Genomic DNA, 17,051 nt, shown 5'->3' on the forward strand with positions numbered 1-17,051 from the left:
AAGGTATTAATTACCTTCTAGTGAAATAGTTAGCAAGGCGAGTGCCAGTTTGGATTTTGACGTTTGATATTTTGCAGAATACGGAGTCGGATAATGAAAAAAGCCTATAAAATTCAGCTTTCAAACTACCCTAATTTATTTTGATACCCCCCTACCGTTTTTGATAGTAGAGGCCAGGTTGGCATTTAACCATAGAGTAAGTGTCGCTGGCTGAGCTGATAGATTCAGAAGCGCCAAGGAAAAGAACGCCTTTTGGCTGCAGCTGACCGGCAATTTGTTGCAGTATTCGCTGCTTTACGTCGCCAGAGAAGTAAATGAGTACGTTACGGCAAAACACGATATCAAAACGACCGAGGGCGGCATAACTCGACAGCAAGTTAAAACTTTTAAACGTCACCATGCTACGCACTTCTGGCTTTATTTGCATTCTCCCCATTTCGTGCTGCTGGAAAAACGTTTGTCTGCGCTGTGGAGAAAGCCCTCGTGCTAGAGATAGTTCATCGTAAACACCCAACTCGCATTTAGACAGCATTTCAGATGACAAATCTGTCGCCACAATATCAACACCTCCTCTCAAGATGCCTGGACGCTGTCGCTGAAATTCTAAAATTGCCATTGCTATTGAGTAGGGTTCTTGACCTGAGGAGCAAGCCGCACTCCAGATTTTGATATTTCTATTGGTTTTGGCCAAATCAGGAAGCAACTCTTTGACGAGTAGATCAAAGGGGTAGTTATCGCGAAACCACAGGGTTTCGTTTGTCGTCATGGCATCGATCACGCTTTGCAGCAATCCGCGATCGTGACCGCGCACCACCACGTTGATCAATTCATCCGCAGAGCTATAGCTGTATTTATACAGTAAAGACGCCAGTCGACTTCGTACTAAATACTGCTTGTTTTCGCCAAGCACTATTCCACACTGCTTTTCTAAAAACTGCCTAAACTTTAGGTAGCCCTCTGGCGAAACCTCTTTATTAATCAATCCCTTGGTGCTCCGTTATTCGCATTCAGTCATTAGCCATTTTTGCACTGCGGTCGCTAATTCGTCAGGGTGGAATTTTGCGATAAAGTCATCGGCGCCGACCTTCTGAACCATAGCCTGATTGAATACGCCACTTAACGAGGTGTGAAGGACAACATGAAGCTTTTGCAGTTCAGGCGTGTTCTTTATCTCTGCAGTTAACGTGTAGCCATCCATTTCAGGCATTTCGATATCAGAGACTAAAACACCAACGCGCCTAGTGATATCGCCATACTCTTCGGCAATTTCTTTTAAGCGCTTTAGTGCCTCAAGACCATTTTTAGCTAGCTCAATCTCAAGACCTAATGAAGTCAGCGCTTTTTTAACCTGATTTCTTGCAACTGTGGAATCATCCGCAATAAAGATAATTTTGTTTTCTTGCCCTTCGGTGGTTAGCCCTTCAGCGACTTCTGAGCTGACTTCTGCATTCAACGGAGAAATTTCGTTAAGTATTTTTTCAACATCGAGAATTTCGATAAGTTCGTTCTCGACTTCCGTTACTGCGGTAAGGTAACTTGCGCGCCCAGTTCCCTGAGGTGGCGGCATTATTGCATCCCAGTTAGTATTAATGATGCGCTCTACTGCACCCACTAAAAAACCTTGCACTGAGCGGTTATATTCTGCAATCACGATAAAGGCGTTAGACAAGTCTTCTATTTTTCTGCCTTTCGTCGCCATGCTTAAATCGATAACAGAAATAGTCTGTCCGCGTATATGGGCAATTCCCCTTACCAGAGGATTTAGCTTGGGCATGGAAGTTAACGGAGGGCACTGAAGCACTTCGCGAACTTTAAACACGTTTATGCCAAAACGCTGACGTCCGTTTAGCCTAAACAATAATAATTCTAAACGATTCTGCCCCACAAGCTGCGTGCGCTGGTTAACTGAATCTAAAATCCCCGACATAAGTCACCTCTAGGTAATTCTGGGCATGAACATTGCGTTATCCAATAAGATAGACAAGATCACTTGGTTTTTGCAGGTTAAACGACAGAAAAATGACAGTATCGCCTAAAACTTTTAAAAGCAACTCTCAAAAGCGACTGACATAATAAAGCTCGATTATTATCATCCCGCATCTTGTTACTAAGCATAGCCAATAACTCACGAACTGAACACGAAAAGTCACAATGAAAAAATTGAATAGCAAAAGACAACAGAAAACATTGGCCGCTATTGCGCTTATCATGTCGAGTGCAGTGTCATTTTCATGCGTTGCGACAGATAGTTTACACCGTGTTGTGGAAAATGGCGCTAAAGACTATTTGGTATCGCAACTCGCAGATAATTCCGCGGATACTAACATCGACGTCGATATTGTTAAAATAGACGATAGGATAAATATTCCAGAATGCCCCGAGGGTTACCAGTATCACACATCAGAAGAAGCCCTTCGTCAATCATACATTTCAGTGCGGGTGAGCTGTCAGAATAACGACTGGTATTTATTCACCAGTGGTCAAGTATCAAGGACAAAAGATATAGTGGTGACCTATGGCGCCGTTAGCCCTGGCACAGTGTTGACCTCATCCAATTTGAAAATGGCAAGTGTAGACATTAAACGCCTTCGATATACAACGTTTACCAATATTGAAACGCTAGTTGGTGCACGTATGAAACGTCGGGCCACGAATGGACAGGCTATTCAAGCAAACATGCTCTGTTTTGTATGCAAGGGCGATCGTATTACCATCTCGGCCGAGGTTGGTAAAATGAAAGTAAAAACCGCTGGTATAGCGCAACAAGATGGCGTGGTAGGCGATAATATTCAAGTACTTAACGCGAGCTCAAAAAAGACCGTTATAGCCAAAGTCGCCAGCGTAGAGAAAGTCGTGATACAATTGTGATAATGGCGTACGAAAACTATCCTTTTTACGTTAATTTGGGCTAAAGAAAATGTATCAGCGGCCGATAACGTTTATAGAGGTAAAAAGGTAGTGAGGAACTATTATGGCTATTAATAATATAAACAATGGGTTACCAAAAAATCCCGTTGATAACGGGAAGGTTTCACAACAAAACCAGACCCAGCAAGCTCAACAGCAAGCGACTGCTAAAAGCGCCACCGCGGCGCCAGCACCTCGCCAAGATTCTGTTTCGTTGACGCAATCGGCCCAGCAGCTGAACCAGGTTCAGAAGAAAGGAACTGAGGCGCCAGTTAATCAGGAAAAAGTTGATCGTTTGAAAAAAGCAATTCAAAGCGGTGATTACCAAATCAACCCTGAAGTGCTTGCAAGTAAGATTGCAAAAGCTGAGGCAGAAATTTTCGGCACCAAATAGCCATTGCGCAAAGCACTGGGTAGCGTTAGCGCAAAGCTCTGGAAATGACTAATACTCAGTAGTGAGGGTATAACGTACATTCCAAGCATCGCTATTTTAGTATTGCCGCCAATGGCCCTATGCAACGCTAAAGGCTTTATGCAACGCCATAGGCTTCTGCCAATCCTCTTGCGGTGAGATCTAAAACGCCAACTTGAAAGCCACCATCTAAAAGCGTACATTAATAAATTATGACGTGCCAATTTCGCAAAGAACAGCTACCAATAGAGGCTTAGCTTTCAGACACGGCGAATGAACCATAAGAGTAATAAATTGACGAATCAGCATGCTAACCTAACATCGGTATTAAGCGCTCAGGTGGATAAGCTGACGGCGCTTTCTGGACTTTTAGAAAGAGAGCTTCACCTCATCAGTTCTCGTGATGCTGAAGCGTTAATGACTTTACTCGATGAAAAAACAAAGCTGCTAGAAGAAATCCAAAAGCTAGACGCTACAGCAGAGTCTATGTTTGCCAATGGCCAGTCTTACACAGAAAAAGACGATGCGCTTACAGACAAGGCTAAAATCTTGCTTGACGATTGTAAGTATCGTACTCAAGTAAACCAAAAAGCAGTTGAACAGGGCCAGCTTCGCTTAACCCACCTGCGCAACCTGATGATGGAAGTACGTGCGAAAGAATCGCTTACGTATGACAAGAAAGGAAAGCCGAAGGGCGGCACACTTGGTTCAGGTGTGAGCGCATAGCGTTTATACTAAGCGCGTATAAATAGCGCTTGTAAATAACGCGTGTACACCCCTTTGGGCATAACTCTTACAATCGCTACTTTTTACGCATAGTGTACTTCAATATCCCCTTCACGAAAAACCGTTTTAATATAACCAGCCTACCTTCGCCGCTCAGTAATATTTAACGTCTTTTACTCTTCGAGGCTTAGCCGTCGTCAAATATATGTCGTGCACACGTTTCATATCCAAAGAAAGTTCTGTGACATACGTGTCTTCACCTACCGGGTAAGTTTTCACAATTTTTGCTCCCCTGATTACGCCATCCACAGAAGCACGTAAGGACTCACTATCAACAACAAGGCTAGATAATGATTGGCTGCCTTCAATACGCTGACCGTAAACTTGTTCGGCTAACTCTCTGTAAGCTTCTAGTTTTGACGCTTTCATCGCCATTAAAAGCTTTACGTTAGCATTACTGCCCTGCTGCGATTCAATAGGGGCATAGCCTATGGCGGTAAGAACAGGGTAAGACGCTGGCTCAACCGTTTCCCACTCAACATGCTTATCGATGATGCCACAGCTCGCGAGCGTCATGATACTAAACATAAGTAAAGCAGCTTTCACTCTAACAACACTTGTTGAATTACCCATTACATTCTTTCCTATTTCTGATATCACGCGTAACGGTTAACTTAAATGCTCACCCTGTCATCATTAATTTTAACGGTGTGCGTTACGCTTATATCTGCGATAATTTTTATGCTTGTGCTTTGCTTGTATTTTTATCCGCAAGGCCTGTGCCTAAACTCTGCAAAGCCTGTGCCTGATTGTGTAGCAAGGCCTGTGCCTAATCGTATGTGGTTCACAAGAGAATACGTTTGAAATAATCTATTTATATTCTGCTTAAACTGCTTAAAACCTATTTACCGCAATATGGCTTAATCATAGTGCTAACGACTCGCGCTTTTTGTAGAGCTCATTCTTTTTAGTTGCTAAGCCTTTTGAGCTGCTGCGCTTGTTAATTACGCTTCGCAACATTTTCCCCTATCACTTGGCATTGTTTTAGCATAGCTCTTTAGGATGACAAGGTCATTACTGAATACGTAGCGTCATTTTTATGTAAAAGCGCTTTAGGTAAAAGAGCTACCAAAAAGCACTCAATACCACATTGAGAAATTTGCTGAGTCATTCATACAGTCATTACAGAGCCGTCGCAAATAAACGTTAATAAACGTCAAACACAAATAAGCGATACATTATTTGCAGAGTTCGTGAGGTTTATATGCAAAATAAAAAGATAAAAGGCTACGCCATTTTGATCAATGTGTGTGTGGCACTGGTTTGCCTAATTGCCCTGTTTGGTGGGCAATCCCATGCCATGTGGTATGAGGCCAAAGGACGAGCGATTATCTTAAATGGTGACAAAGAAACGGCTAGACGTGAGGCAATTGAAGAGGCTCTCAAACAAGCCATGCTTTTCTCAGGGGCATCTATTAAAAGTGTCCAACAGCTTACCAATGGATTACTCGAAAACGAAGAAATGACGATCCGGAGTACAGGCGAGGTTGAACAATTAGAAATTATCGACGAAAGGTACAATGGCGAAGTTTTCACGGTGAGTATTAGAGCTGATATTTTCCCTGCCTCCCAACAATGCACCGCCATATCTGACATAAAACGGTTTGCAACAACACACTTCCTTATTTCAAATAGACAACAACTTACCGAGGGCAATATTAGGCACTTAGATGAGGCGGTAACTAAACGCTTTGCAGACTTAATGGCGAATACGACTGATACGCTTCGCTTGTCTTACATTGCACCGCATACAGCAAAATTTAAAAGCGAATTTACCGAACAAAACGTGCGCTCTTTGTCTCAAAGAGGGAACTCTCAATTTGTAATAGTAGGTACCATTGACGACTTGAGCATTAAAAGAGAAACAGCCTCTGTATTTACGCCGTGGGCCGATGATAGTGTTGACAGGTATTTTGGTATAACTCTCCATGTTTTTGACGGCATAAATGGAGGCAAACTCTTTACCAAGTCTTACAGTACACATGCCCAGTGGACATTTGACCGATTTGCTCAAATCGATGAGTTTTCAAATTACTTTTGGCACTCTACTTATGGTCGTGCGGCACAAAAGCTCATGATAGACGCTATTCAAGACTTAAAAGAAGCGACAGCCTGCCAACCGGTAACAGGGCGAGTGGTTAATGTGGCTGGAGATATTATTTCTATTTCGTTAGGGCGAGATAACGGATTGCAAGACACCGATGAGCTCGTGCTTTATCAGGCAAAAGAAGTCATGGATAATAAAGGAAAGAAATACCTTCAGTACTCACTCTACCCTGGTGTTTTTGTGGTTGAAAATACCTTTGCAAACTCTGCAACGATTATTCACAAAAACGCTGGATTGGTTGCCAATATCCAAGAAAATGACTTTGTGGTGAAAAAATAAACGCACCAGAAGCAACGGGATAATTATCCTAAATCGAGGGTTCCGTATTTGGCTTAGGTGGGTATAATCATAAACTACGTCCCCATAGTTTAACTGGATAAAACAAGAGCCTCCTAAGCTTTAGATCTGCGTTCGAGTCGCGGTGGGGACGCCACTGAAATTTACAATTTAATCCCCATATTCTTTTTTAGTGTACAAAACACCTGTCGTTATTTAAGCGATTGAATAACGTGTTATTGAAGCTAGTTATAACCTCGGGGAGCCGTAATGAGCCATTTCGAACACGATGAATTGGATTCTTTTTTTGCTGAGATGCAAGATGTAAAACCCATTATCTCTGACGATAAAGCACAGCTGCACGACCCAGCGGCAGCCCTAGCAGAAAAACAGAAACGCGCTTCCCTGCAAGCCTCCATTCGAGATAAATTAAAAAATCCACTCAGTATGGAAGGTGTTAAGCCTGTGCCGCCCGATGATTTTATACAATTTCAGCAGCCAGGCATTCAAGATGGCGTATTTAAAAAGCTAAGGCTAGGAAAGTACCCGCTAGAGGTAGTGATATCTATGGCGGGAAAAACCCTCGATGAAAGCAGAGATTTACTTTATCAGAACGTGCTTTCGGGGCATGAAAAAGGCGTAAGAGCACTTTTGATTAAGCATGGAACGGGTGAAAACTCTAAACCATTTCCGGCTTTAAAGAAAAGTTACGTTAATCATTGGTTGCGCGAACTTGAGGAAGTCATTGCATTTCACACCGCGCAACCTATGCATGGCGGATTTGGCGCTACCTATGTGTTATTAAAGAAACACCCTCAACAAAAATTGATAAACAGAGAAAAAAATAGGAAAGGATGAATACCGCTTAAACTTAGGGGTAGATGATGATAGAAAAATAGCATCGCCCAAAATGAACAAAGCCCGTAATAAACGAATTCATTACGGGCTTTACTGTTTTCTTTCAGACTACTTAACTGAAGATTGCACACTTAGCATTGTTGGAGCGTCTGCAGATTTTGCAGAAGTACTAAATACAGCGGTAATGAACATTAATACCACGGCAACGGCGACTCCAGTTAAGCCAAACCCTTTTGAGGAACGATTCATTGTTCGTCTCTTATTATTTAAACTAGCATTGTAACCAATGGCTAGTGCAACCCAATTCAACTCCTGTAACCAAATTGCACTCCATGCAACACTACAATAGATCAGCGATACACCAATAACAAGGGTTAAAATCAAAATTTTGACGCTAAGCCAATGGTTTGACACAAAAAGTGCCCTTGTTTAATAAATCAGCAACTATGTTGGCTGCAAACAGCCAACATAAATTGCGCTTAACATTGATTTCTAACCGACAAACCTACGTGCGTTTCTGAAAATACGCATCCATGCCCCATCTTCTTCCCAGTCATCAGGACACCAAGAATTGGCGACCGCTCTAAATACCCGCTCAGGGTGAGGCATCATAATAGTACTGCGCCCATCGGCTGACGTAAGACCGGTGATCCCTTGTGGCGATCCATTAGGGTTAGCGGGATATTGCATGGTTGGATTACCAAAGTTATCGACATATCGCAACGCTACATGCTCGTTTGCTTTCGCTAACGCATCAGCATTGGCAAACTCTGCTTGCCCTTCGCCGTGAGAAACTGCTATTGGCATACGCGAACCGGCCATGCCATCAAGTAGCACAGATTTTGATTTCATCACTTCTACCATAGCAACACGGGCTTCAAAGCGAGCCGATTGGTTTGTTACAAAGTGAGGCCAGTGGTCGGTGCCTGGAATAAGTGATTTCAAGTTAGACAGCATCTGACAGCCATTACACACTCCTAAACTAAAGGTATCGTTGCGAGTAAAAAACTGCTCAAATTGGTCTCTTGCCATGCTGTTGAAGAGTATAGACTTCGCCCAGCCTTCACCTGCTCCTAAAACGTCACCGTAAGAGAAGCCGCCACATGCGGCAAGACCCGCAAATGTATCTAGTGAACTTCGACCTGAAAGAATATCACTCATGTGAACATCTACCGCATCAAAGCCTGCTCGAGTAAACGCCGCTGCCATTTCAAGGTGGGAGTTAACGCCTTGCTCTCTTAGTATAGCCACTTTAGGCTTAGCGCCGGTGGCAATGTAAGGTGCCGCAACATCATCGTTTACATCATAAGATAAATTAACATGTAGACCTGGGTCTGTGGCGTCTTGCTTAGCAATGTGTTCTTGCTCTGCACAAGTGGGGTTATCCCGTAGCTTTTGCATTTCAAACGTTGTGGTTGCCCACGTGGTTCTCATCGATACTCTGCTGTCAGCTAATACAGCAACGCCGTCACGCTGAAACTCAATCATATCGGTAGTATTAACCGAACCAATATCAAAAGTGATGTCGGCAACCCCGTGCTCTGCAAGAATGCTATTTACCGCGTCAATATCGCGTTTTAGCACCTGCAGTACGCCACCTAGCTCTTCGTTAAATAACACTGACAAATCACTACCGTTAAGTTTATCTAGCGTCACTGTTAAGCCGGTTTTACCAGCAAAAGCCATCTCCGCAACGGTGGTAAATAAGCCGCCGTCAGAGCGGTCGTGGTATGCTTGTACAAGACCTTTTTCTAATAGCGCTTGAATAGCGTTGAAAAACCCTTTCAGTCTGGTTGCTGAAACCACATCTGCTGGGCTGTCGCCGAGTTGCTCGTACACTTGCGCTAGACAGCTAGCGCCAAGGCGATTGTTGCCCTCACCAAGGTCAATGAGTAATAACTTACTGTCACCTTTGTCAGTTCTTAGCTGAGGCGTTACGGTTTTACGAATATCTTTTACCGCACCAAATGCAGTAATAACTAAAGACAGTGGCGATGTGACTGATTTTTCTTCGCCATCGTCCTGCCATGCCGTTTTCATCGACATGGAGTCTTTACCCACTGGAATAGTTAATCCCAACTCAGGGCAAAGCTCCTCACCAACAGCCTTAACCGCCTCATACAAACCTGCATCTTCACCAGGGTGACCCGCGGCCGTCATCCAGTTTGCAGACAATTTGATGCGTTTAATATCACCAATGTAAGAGGCTGCGATATTCGTCAGCGCTTCCCCTACAGCAAGTCGTGCAGAAGCCCCATGAGATAGCAAGGCGACTGGGGTGCGCTCTCCCATTGCCATTGATTCACCGTGATAGGTGTCAAAGGCACTGGCGGTCACCGCGACGTCAGCAACGGGTACTTGCCACGGACCCACCATTTGGTCGCGATTGACTAGTCCTGTAACAGAGCGATCGCCAATGGTAATGAGGAAGGTTTTCTCAGCTACCGTAGGCAGTGACAAAATGCGTTCTGCTGCTTCACGTAAGTTAATTAGACTGTCGTCAAAGGCAGGTGAATGCGCAACCTTTGATGTAACATCGCGGTGCATTTTAGGTGGCTTACCCAGTAAAACGTCCAATGGCATATCGATAGGTTTATTATCGAATTGACTGTCATTAAGGTTTAAATGCTCTTCAACCGTCGCTTCACCCACCACCGCGTAAGGTGCCCGTTCGCGGGCACAAATCGCTTCGAATACTGGCATATTTTGCGGTGCTACTGACATGACATAGCGTTCTTGTGATTCATTACACCACAATTCTAACGGCGTCATACCGGGTTCGTCTGACAATACTTTCCTAAGCTCAAAGTTTCCGCCGCGACCACCATCGCTGACTAACTCGGGTAACGCATTAGACAAGCCACCCGCACCGACATCGTGGATAAACTGAATAGGGTTATTTTCGCCAAGCTGCCAACATGCATCGATAACTTCCTGACAGCGACGCTCCATTTCAGGGTTCTCTCGTTGTACAGAGGCAAAATCTAAATCTTCGTTTGACTGGCCTGATGCCATTGATGAGGCTGCACCGCCACCAAGGCCGATATTCATCGCTGGCCCACCAAGTACAATGAGCTTGGCACCCACCGTGATTTCACCTTTCTCAATTTGGTCGCGGCGAATATTACCCAGCCCACCGGCTAGCATAATAGGCTTGTGATAGCCTCTTACTTCTACACCGTTAAAGCTGTTTACTTCTTGTTCGTAAGTACGGAAGTAACCCAACAGATTAGGACGACCAAATTCATTGTTAAACGCAGCGCCACCTAATGGGCCTTCTGTCATGATATCAAGCGCGCTAACAATGCGCTGCGGCTTACCATATTCACTTTCCCACGGCTGCTCTGAACCGGGAATGCGAAGGTTAGACACCGTAAAGCCTACAAGCCCAGCTTTAGGCTTGGAGCCTCGGCCTGTTGCGCCTTCATCGCGAATTTCACCACCGGAACCTGTTGCAGCACCAGGAAAAGGCGAAATAGCCGTTGGATGATTGTGCGTTTCAACCTTCATCAGAATATCGATATCTTCATGATGATATTCATACTGATGCGACTGAGGATTTGGGAAGAAACGTCCGGCTTGCCAACCTTCCATTACCGCTGCATTATCTTTATAGGCAGAGAATACGCTGTCAGGCAGCAATTCGAAGGTATTTTTGATCATTTTGAAAAGAGACTTTTCCTGATCTTTTCCGTCGATGGTCCAGCTGGCATTGAAAATTTTATGACGGCAGTGTTCAGAATTTGCTTGTGCAAACATATAAAGCTCTACGTCCGTCGGGTTTCTGCCTAACGTCGTAAAGCTGTCAAATAGGTAATCAATTTCATCATCTGCAAGCGCTAAACCTAAAGACACATTTGCGTTTACTAGTGCATCTTTTCCGTATTCTAACATCTGTACAGAAGTAAAGCTTTTCGCCTCTGCCTGTGCAAAAAGCACCGCAGCATCATCAGTTTTGGTAAACACCGATTCTGTCATTCTATCGTGTAAGAAACTAGCAACTAGAGCAAAATCGTCATCACTTAAGCGGGTATCGGTATCGATGTAGAATGCACAACCGCGTTCAATACGGTTAATAGTATCAAGGCTACAATTATGAGCGATATCGGTAGCTTTTGAGGACCAAGGTGAGATAGTACCTGGACGAGGAGTGATAAGAAAAAGTGTTCCAGAAGGCGACTGTGTTTGCCTAGCAGGCCCGTAAGTGAGCAGTTTTTCTAAGATGTCTATTTGCTGATTGGATAAGTCACCTTGAGAATCTACTAGGTGAATATATTCGCTATAAAGGTTATTCACCTTAACGCCGGATTGACCCAGCTTTGCAATCAGTTTAGTTTGGTTAAACTCTGATAGTGCGGGAGCGCCTCGAAGGACCAACATAGTGCTTTACCTGGTTGTTTTGAAACAACGACCACCAATGCGACGCGTTGCCTCTTAAATTGATGAGTAATTCGGCGCGGATTATAGAGCAATTACGCTCATTTGGTAACCTCAATAAGACCTTACATGAAATTTTTTTGAATTTTTTTTAACTTACACAAATAAGAAAAGCGCTATGCAGTTACAACGCTACAAGAAGCAATTTCGACTTTACGCCTTAGTGATACTTTCAGTTGTCACCATAGCGTGCACGGCTCCCTCTGTGCCGACTGCACTATCACAGCTACTTGAAAGAAACTCTATCAAAGTTGGAACCGTTTATGGCGCCGGCACGTTTTACAATGCCGCCGGCGGGCCCCAGGGGTTTGAATATGAGCTTTTGGCTGGCTTTGCGGATTATCTCGGGGTAACGCTAGACCTGTACCCGTTTTACAGTTACGACGTTATGCTGCAACAGCTAGAAGAAGGAAACCTCGACATTGTTGCTACTGGCGATGCCGTTACATCAAATTTGCAGCAGCGCTTTGACTACGGACCAGCGTATCAATTTGTGGATCAACAGCTTGTATTTAAGGCCGGTACAACCCGGCCCCGTGATTTACGGGCGCTATCGTCACCTATTATTACCGTGTCGGGTAGCAGTCAAGTACACGTACTGAATGAACTCCTGAATCAATCGTCTACAGATGTAACGTCATCAAAGGTTATCACCACCGAAGATTCTGATTCAGAAGAATTGCTGCAGCAGGTCGCGTCAGGAGAAATTAGCTTTACAGTAGCTGACAGTAATCGGCTCGCGTTACAGCGCAGGCGTTATCCTAGCTTGGCTGTAGCAAAAACCTTAAATGTGAAAATGCCCATAGCTTGGGCGATGCCAGTACATCAAGATGACTCAGTGAAAGCAGCTATTATTGAGTATTTTGGAACGGTACACCAGTCAGGGTGGTTTACCGTTTTAGAAGACAAATATTTTGGACACATTCGTCAGTTTGATTATGTTGACAGCAGAGCATTCAAGAACGCTGCAGAATCTACCCTTAAACAATACCTACCGTTATTCAAAAAGTATTCGGGCGATTTAGACTGGCGACTGCTGGCGGCGATGAGCTATCAAGAGAGTCACTGGGAGCCGGACGCGGTTTCTCGCACTGGTGTTAGGGGGCTAATGATGCTTACCCTAGATACTGCCAGTGACTGGGATGTAAGCGATCGCGTTGACCCTGAACAAAGCATTCGCGGCGGCTCTCGATATTTTGCCAGCCTACTGAGTCGAATACCTGCGCGAATTGGTAATCCTGACAGAGTATGGATGGCCATGGCCGCGTACAATATAGGTATGGGGCACCTGGAGGATGCGAGAGTATTAACCGAGCGACAAGGCGGTAACCCTGACTTATGGGTGGATGTGAAACGCAGATTGCCGCAGCTTAGGCAGAAAAAATACTATCGCACTACCCGTTATGGCTATGCTCGCGGCGATGAAGCAATGCAGTATGTTGAAAATATCAGGCGCTACTACGACAGCCTAGTATGGCTAGATGAACAAAATAAAATTTAATACCAGTATAAGTCTGCTGGCTATTGAAATATGTCATTTAAGTGTCATCTCTATGACGTAAGTTTGGAAGCTCAAGCCTGTTTCAATATATTGCTAGCAAAGTATGTTTGAAATTGTTGTCACTTGGCTTCCCAGAATCGTGAGGATAGGGAGTGCATATGAAACGAAATAGATTTATGAGAAAAGGGGTCACATTGAGAAATAACAATAGACGCAGACTGTTAATAAAGAAAAGCCATCAAAAAGTACTACACCGCAGAAGGCTTTATGTCACTAACGATATGTTCACCCAACTAACCAGAAGCCCTGAACAGTGATAAATAGGTGCTAAATAGGTGCTCTGGTTTTTAATTGCCACATTTGTAAATAAGCTTATCGATAACTGCCCAAATTTATAACTGCTTTGGCTTCAGTTCCTCATTTTGCTGGGAGCGCTTCGCTTTTTTAGCCGCTTTTATCTCCTCTCTTCGCCTTTTAAAAAATGCGGAAATTTTATTAGCGCATTCATCGGCTAACACACCAGACACGATGTCAGACTGATGATTGAGTACGGGATGTTGTAGCAAATTCATCACCGAGCCAGCTGCACCTGTTTTTGCATCCCAAGCTCCAAACACCACGCGCTTGACTCTTGCATGGACTAGCATGCCTGCACACATTGAGCATGGCTCTAAGGTAACGTAAAGCGTTGCGTCTATAAGGCGATAGTTTTGCACATGTTTAGCCGCCTGCGTCACCGCATGTACCTCCGCGTGAGCAGTGGGGTTGTGATCTTGTATTGGCGTATTCCAGCCTTCACCTATTATTTCGCCTTTAGCCACCACGCATGCACCCACTGGAACCTCTCCAATTGCTTCGGCTTTATCAGCAAGCCTTAACGCATGTTTCATCCACTCGATGTCTTGCTCATTGGCCTCTGAGCAAGAGGAAATCGTATTGTCAGGCGTCATGTAACGGCATACCTCGTATTGACCATTTTAGTTATTCCTTCGTCAATATCACTAAAACAGTTAGTAATTTTCATCATCCAAAACACTAAAACATTCACCTTAATAACATAAGCCACTGTTAGTATTGTCTTTTTTATCAATGGCAACAATCTTGCTGTACATTTATCAACAAATAGGGTTTATTTAAATCATCGATATTAAATAAACACGCTGTGTCAAACAGCCTAACAAGACAAACTAATTGTTATCGACTACACTTTTTTAACGATATTTGAGAGGGATGCCACCGTGAATTTAACTGCTATTGCTATTGTTGCTATCTGTGCTTGGGCGCTAGTCAGTATTATCGACAGCGCGAAAGATAAGAGCAAGAAAAAACTTAACAGCAAGGAATTCGATGCATACAAATCGGAAATTGCTGAATTAAAAGAACGTATTTCGGTATTAGAGAAAATCGTTACCGACGAAAAATACGACCTCAAAAAACAATTTGCTGATTTAGAAAAAGACCGAGTAGCCTAATGGGTTATAGATTTTAAGGTTACAGTTCTTAAATGCGCACATTACAGGGCACGTTAAAGGACGTGCTCTAAAAGGCACACCTTAAAGCGATTTAAAGAGGGCTAACTGCCCTCTAATAGTTTACGCTCTGCTCGCTCTACTCTTCGTGGTTTGCCCGCAATAACAAGCACATCATGGGCTTGTAATATTGCGTTTTCATCTGGCTCTTTTACTTCATTACCGTCTCGACGTAGTCCTTTCACCTTTACCCGCATGCGGGCAAAGTCAATGTCTTTTAAAGGTTTACCCACAAATGCAGCGCCTTCGCTGAGCACAACTGCATGAATGAACTCTAACTTATCCTCTGTGCCATAGCGTATCTCCGTGGTCTCGCCTGGGTAGAAACCATGCATATGATCGTAACGGCCTTTTCGCTCTGCTCTTACCCGCTTCAATATTCTCGACATGGGCACACCCGCGTAATGCAGCACCTGTGAGACTAGCATTAAACTTCCCTCCTGCAGTTCGGGCACAACTTGGTTTGCTCCTGCTGAGTAAAGACTTTCTAAATGATAATCCCGCTTTGTTCTCACCATTACGTCTGTAGAGGAAATGGTTCTGGCCTGAGTAATAACTTGTTTCGCTTTATCTACCTGGTCGAAGGTCACCAACACTAAGGTCGCTTTTTCAATTGCTGCGCTTATCAGAATATCTTTTTGACTGGCGTCTCCAAACACGACAGGCTCTCCAGCATTGCGACTTTCCTGCACTCGTACAGGGTCCATATCTATGGCGACAAACTTTATTCCTTCCATTTTCAGCATGCGTGCCACCGACTGCCCTACCCGACCGAAACCGCAAATAATGACATGATTAATCAGGCTATCGTGGCGTACACTCGTTTCCTCATCGGTGAGGGTTAGATCGCTTTTCACGATACGCTTTGCAATCAGCACACTATTACTCATTAACCACGGGGTTAACGCCATGCTAATGACCCCCATACTGATAATGAGTGACGATTGCTGCGTTGAAAGAACACCATGGGTAGTGGCTAGCGCGGCAATAACGAAGCTAAACTCCCCTATTTGGCAAAGTTTCACGCCAGCCGACCATCCGTCAATGGGGTCGGTTTTAACCAGCATTGATGCAAGCCTTACCAGTACCACCTTCACCAGCATAAGGACAAAGACACCAAAAACGATTTCAAATAGATTGCTCCACAACACGCTTAAATCTAGCTGCATGCCAACGGTAACAAAAAACAGTCCCATCAAAATGTCTCTAAAGGGGCGAATATCTGCCTCTAGCTGATATTTATACTGGCTTTCTCCCAACATCATTCCGGCTAAAAAAGCCCCTAGCGCCATTGAAAGACCAAAATAGAAGGTTAATCCACCAGCCAATAAAGCGATTAAGATAGTGGTAAGCACGAACAGCTCATCAGTTCGCGTTCTGGCGACCTCTCTAAATACCCATGGGAGTACCCACTTACCAATAGACATAAGAAAAGCGATAACGAACACCCCTTTAAGTAATGCCTCACCTAATGCTAAGCCAATACTTACTTCACCTGTTTGTGCTAGCAAGGGGATTGCAATAAGAAAAGGGACAACGGCTAAGTCTTGGAAAAGAAGAATACTGATTGCTAGCTGAGTGCGGCGATTGTTTAAAATGCCCATCTCAGTGGCCTGCTTTATGACAATGGCTGTCGAGCTTAATGCGAGAGTTCCGCCCACAATGATGGAAGCACTTAATGACAACCCTAAAAAGTATGGAACGCTTGTGAAGACTGCGGTGGTGATTAACATTTGCCCCAAGCCAACCCCAAAGACTAATGAGCGCATTGCAAGCAATTTAGGTAATGAAAATTCAAGCCCTAGAGAGAACAGCAAAAATACAATGCCCACTTCGGCCAGCAGATGCATCTGCTCTGGATGAGCAAATACCGATAAAATTTGTGGGCCAGCAAGAATGCCTGCAAAAAGATAGGCAAGAATAGGTGGTAAGTGCGCTCGCTTAAATAAGGCAACCGCACACACCGATATAAACATTAAAACCACTATGTTTAAAAAACCAGCTCCCACTTTCCCTCCGTTACTTCTTTTTAAATATTCGGTGATGCTACTTCACAGCTTCCACTGAATTAGCAGAGCCATTAAGTTAACAGGGCCGCCTAGTGCGAAAGCCCAATGCGTCAAAAAAGAATTGGCACTTAGTTTGCAAAGCTCTTACTCAATAACGTGTTAGCGTGCCCGTGTTGCATCTGCCGAAAGCATTCGCCGATGTGTTTGACAATGTGTTCGACAATGTATT

Annotated in this window: 14 protein-coding genes and 1 tRNA gene; 8 read left to right on the forward strand and 7 right to left on the reverse strand. The window is 44.1% G+C overall.

Annotation, left to right across the window (positions count from 1 at the left end; translation table 11 throughout):
- Window positions 1–151 precede the first annotated feature (151 nt).
- Window positions 152–982, reverse strand: coding sequence for a CheR family methyltransferase (locus tag V7R39_RS01370; protein ID WP_334027431.1), 831 nt, complete (start codon window positions 980–982; stop codon window positions 152–154).
- Window positions 983–997: 15 nt separating this feature from the next.
- Window positions 998–1,927, reverse strand: a complete 930-nt coding sequence (locus tag V7R39_RS01375; protein WP_334027433.1) for a chemotaxis protein CheV — start codon at window positions 1,925–1,927, stop codon at window positions 998–1,000.
- Window positions 1,928–2,151: 224 nt separating this feature from the next.
- Here V7R39_RS01375 and flgA point away from each other — a divergent pair, with 224 nt between their 5' ends.
- The 3 genes from flgA (at window position 2,152) to flgN (ending at window position 4,045) form a co-directional block, all read left to right on the forward strand.
- Window positions 2,152–2,868 carry a flagellar basal body P-ring formation chaperone FlgA gene (gene flgA, locus V7R39_RS01380; RefSeq protein ID WP_334027434.1) on the forward strand — a complete coding sequence of 239 codons (717 nt, stop codon included), beginning with the start codon at window positions 2,152–2,154 and terminating at the stop codon, window positions 2,866–2,868.
- A gap of 103 nt (window positions 2,869–2,971) precedes the next feature.
- A complete protein-coding gene (gene flgM, locus V7R39_RS01385) occupies window positions 2,972–3,301 on the forward strand; it encodes a flagellar biosynthesis anti-sigma factor FlgM (protein ID WP_334027436.1) in 330 nt (109 codons plus the stop codon).
- Window positions 3,302–3,613: 312 nt separating this feature from the next.
- Window positions 3,614–4,045 carry a flagellar export chaperone FlgN gene (gene flgN, locus V7R39_RS01390; RefSeq protein ID WP_334027439.1) on the forward strand — a complete coding sequence of 144 codons (432 nt, stop codon included), beginning with the start codon at window positions 3,614–3,616 and terminating at the stop codon, window positions 4,043–4,045.
- A gap of 153 nt (window positions 4,046–4,198) precedes the next feature.
- Here the strand turns inward: flgN and V7R39_RS01395 are convergent, their stop codons facing one another.
- Window positions 4,199–4,633, reverse strand: a complete 435-nt coding sequence (locus V7R39_RS01395; protein ID WP_334028111.1) for an LPP20 family lipoprotein — start codon at window positions 4,631–4,633, stop codon at window positions 4,199–4,201.
- Between the two features lie 676 nt (window positions 4,634–5,309).
- Between V7R39_RS01395 and V7R39_RS01400 the strand changes: the two genes are divergently transcribed.
- The 3 genes from V7R39_RS01400 to smrA all read left to right on the forward strand — a co-directional run bounded on the left by V7R39_RS01400 (window position 5,310) and on the right by smrA (window position 7,346).
- Entirely contained in the window at window positions 5,310–6,491 is a 1,182-nt protein-coding gene (locus V7R39_RS01400) for a flagellar assembly protein T N-terminal domain-containing protein (protein WP_334027441.1), read from the forward strand.
- 78 nt (window positions 6,492–6,569) lie between these two features.
- Window positions 6,570–6,645 (forward strand) — tRNA-Arg (locus V7R39_RS01405).
- 113 nt (window positions 6,646–6,758) lie between these two features.
- A complete protein-coding gene (gene smrA / locus V7R39_RS01410; RefSeq protein ID WP_032094366.1) occupies window positions 6,759–7,346 on the forward strand; it encodes a DNA endonuclease SmrA in 588 nt (195 codons plus the stop codon).
- Window positions 7,347–7,454: 108 nt separating this feature from the next.
- On the opposite strand, the gene V7R39_RS01415 is transcribed toward smrA, so the two are convergent.
- Complete coding sequence (locus tag V7R39_RS01415; protein WP_334027443.1) at window positions 7,455–7,595, reverse strand: hypothetical protein; 141 nt, start codon at window positions 7,593–7,595, stop codon at window positions 7,455–7,457.
- A 243-nt stretch (window positions 7,596–7,838) separates the two neighbouring features.
- Window positions 7,839–11,726, reverse strand: a complete 3,888-nt coding sequence (purL, locus tag V7R39_RS01420) for a phosphoribosylformylglycinamidine synthase (protein ID WP_334027446.1) — start codon at window positions 11,724–11,726, stop codon at window positions 7,839–7,841.
- Window positions 11,727–11,901: 175 nt separating this feature from the next.
- Between purL and mltF the strand changes: the two genes are divergently transcribed.
- Window positions 11,902–13,284 (forward strand): membrane-bound lytic murein transglycosylase MltF, encoded by a 1,383-nt coding sequence (mltF, locus tag V7R39_RS01425; RefSeq protein ID WP_334027448.1) that lies wholly within the window; start codon window positions 11,902–11,904, stop codon window positions 13,282–13,284.
- A gap of 392 nt (window positions 13,285–13,676) precedes the next feature.
- Here mltF and tadA read toward each other — a convergent pair whose 3' ends face one another.
- Window positions 13,677–14,234 (reverse strand): tRNA adenosine(34) deaminase TadA, encoded by a 558-nt coding sequence (tadA, locus tag V7R39_RS01430; protein WP_334027450.1) that lies wholly within the window; start codon window positions 14,232–14,234, stop codon window positions 13,677–13,679.
- A 288-nt stretch (window positions 14,235–14,522) separates the two neighbouring features.
- Here tadA and V7R39_RS01435 point away from each other — a divergent pair, with 288 nt between their 5' ends.
- Window positions 14,523–14,756: a hypothetical protein gene (locus V7R39_RS01435; RefSeq protein WP_032094361.1), complete on the forward strand. Its 234-nt coding sequence runs from the start codon at window positions 14,523–14,525 to the stop codon at window positions 14,754–14,756.
- A gap of 101 nt (window positions 14,757–14,857) precedes the next feature.
- On the opposite strand, the gene V7R39_RS01440 is transcribed toward V7R39_RS01435, so the two are convergent.
- Window positions 14,858–16,822, reverse strand: coding sequence for a cation:proton antiporter domain-containing protein (locus V7R39_RS01440; protein WP_334027453.1), 1,965 nt, complete (start codon window positions 16,820–16,822; stop codon window positions 14,858–14,860).
- Between the last annotated feature and the right edge of the window lie 229 nt (window positions 16,823–17,051).

It is taken from the genome of Alteromonas sp. P256 (assembly GCF_036864455.1).
In the GTDB taxonomy this organism is placed as follows: domain Bacteria; phylum Pseudomonadota; class Gammaproteobacteria; order Enterobacterales; family Alteromonadaceae; genus Alteromonas.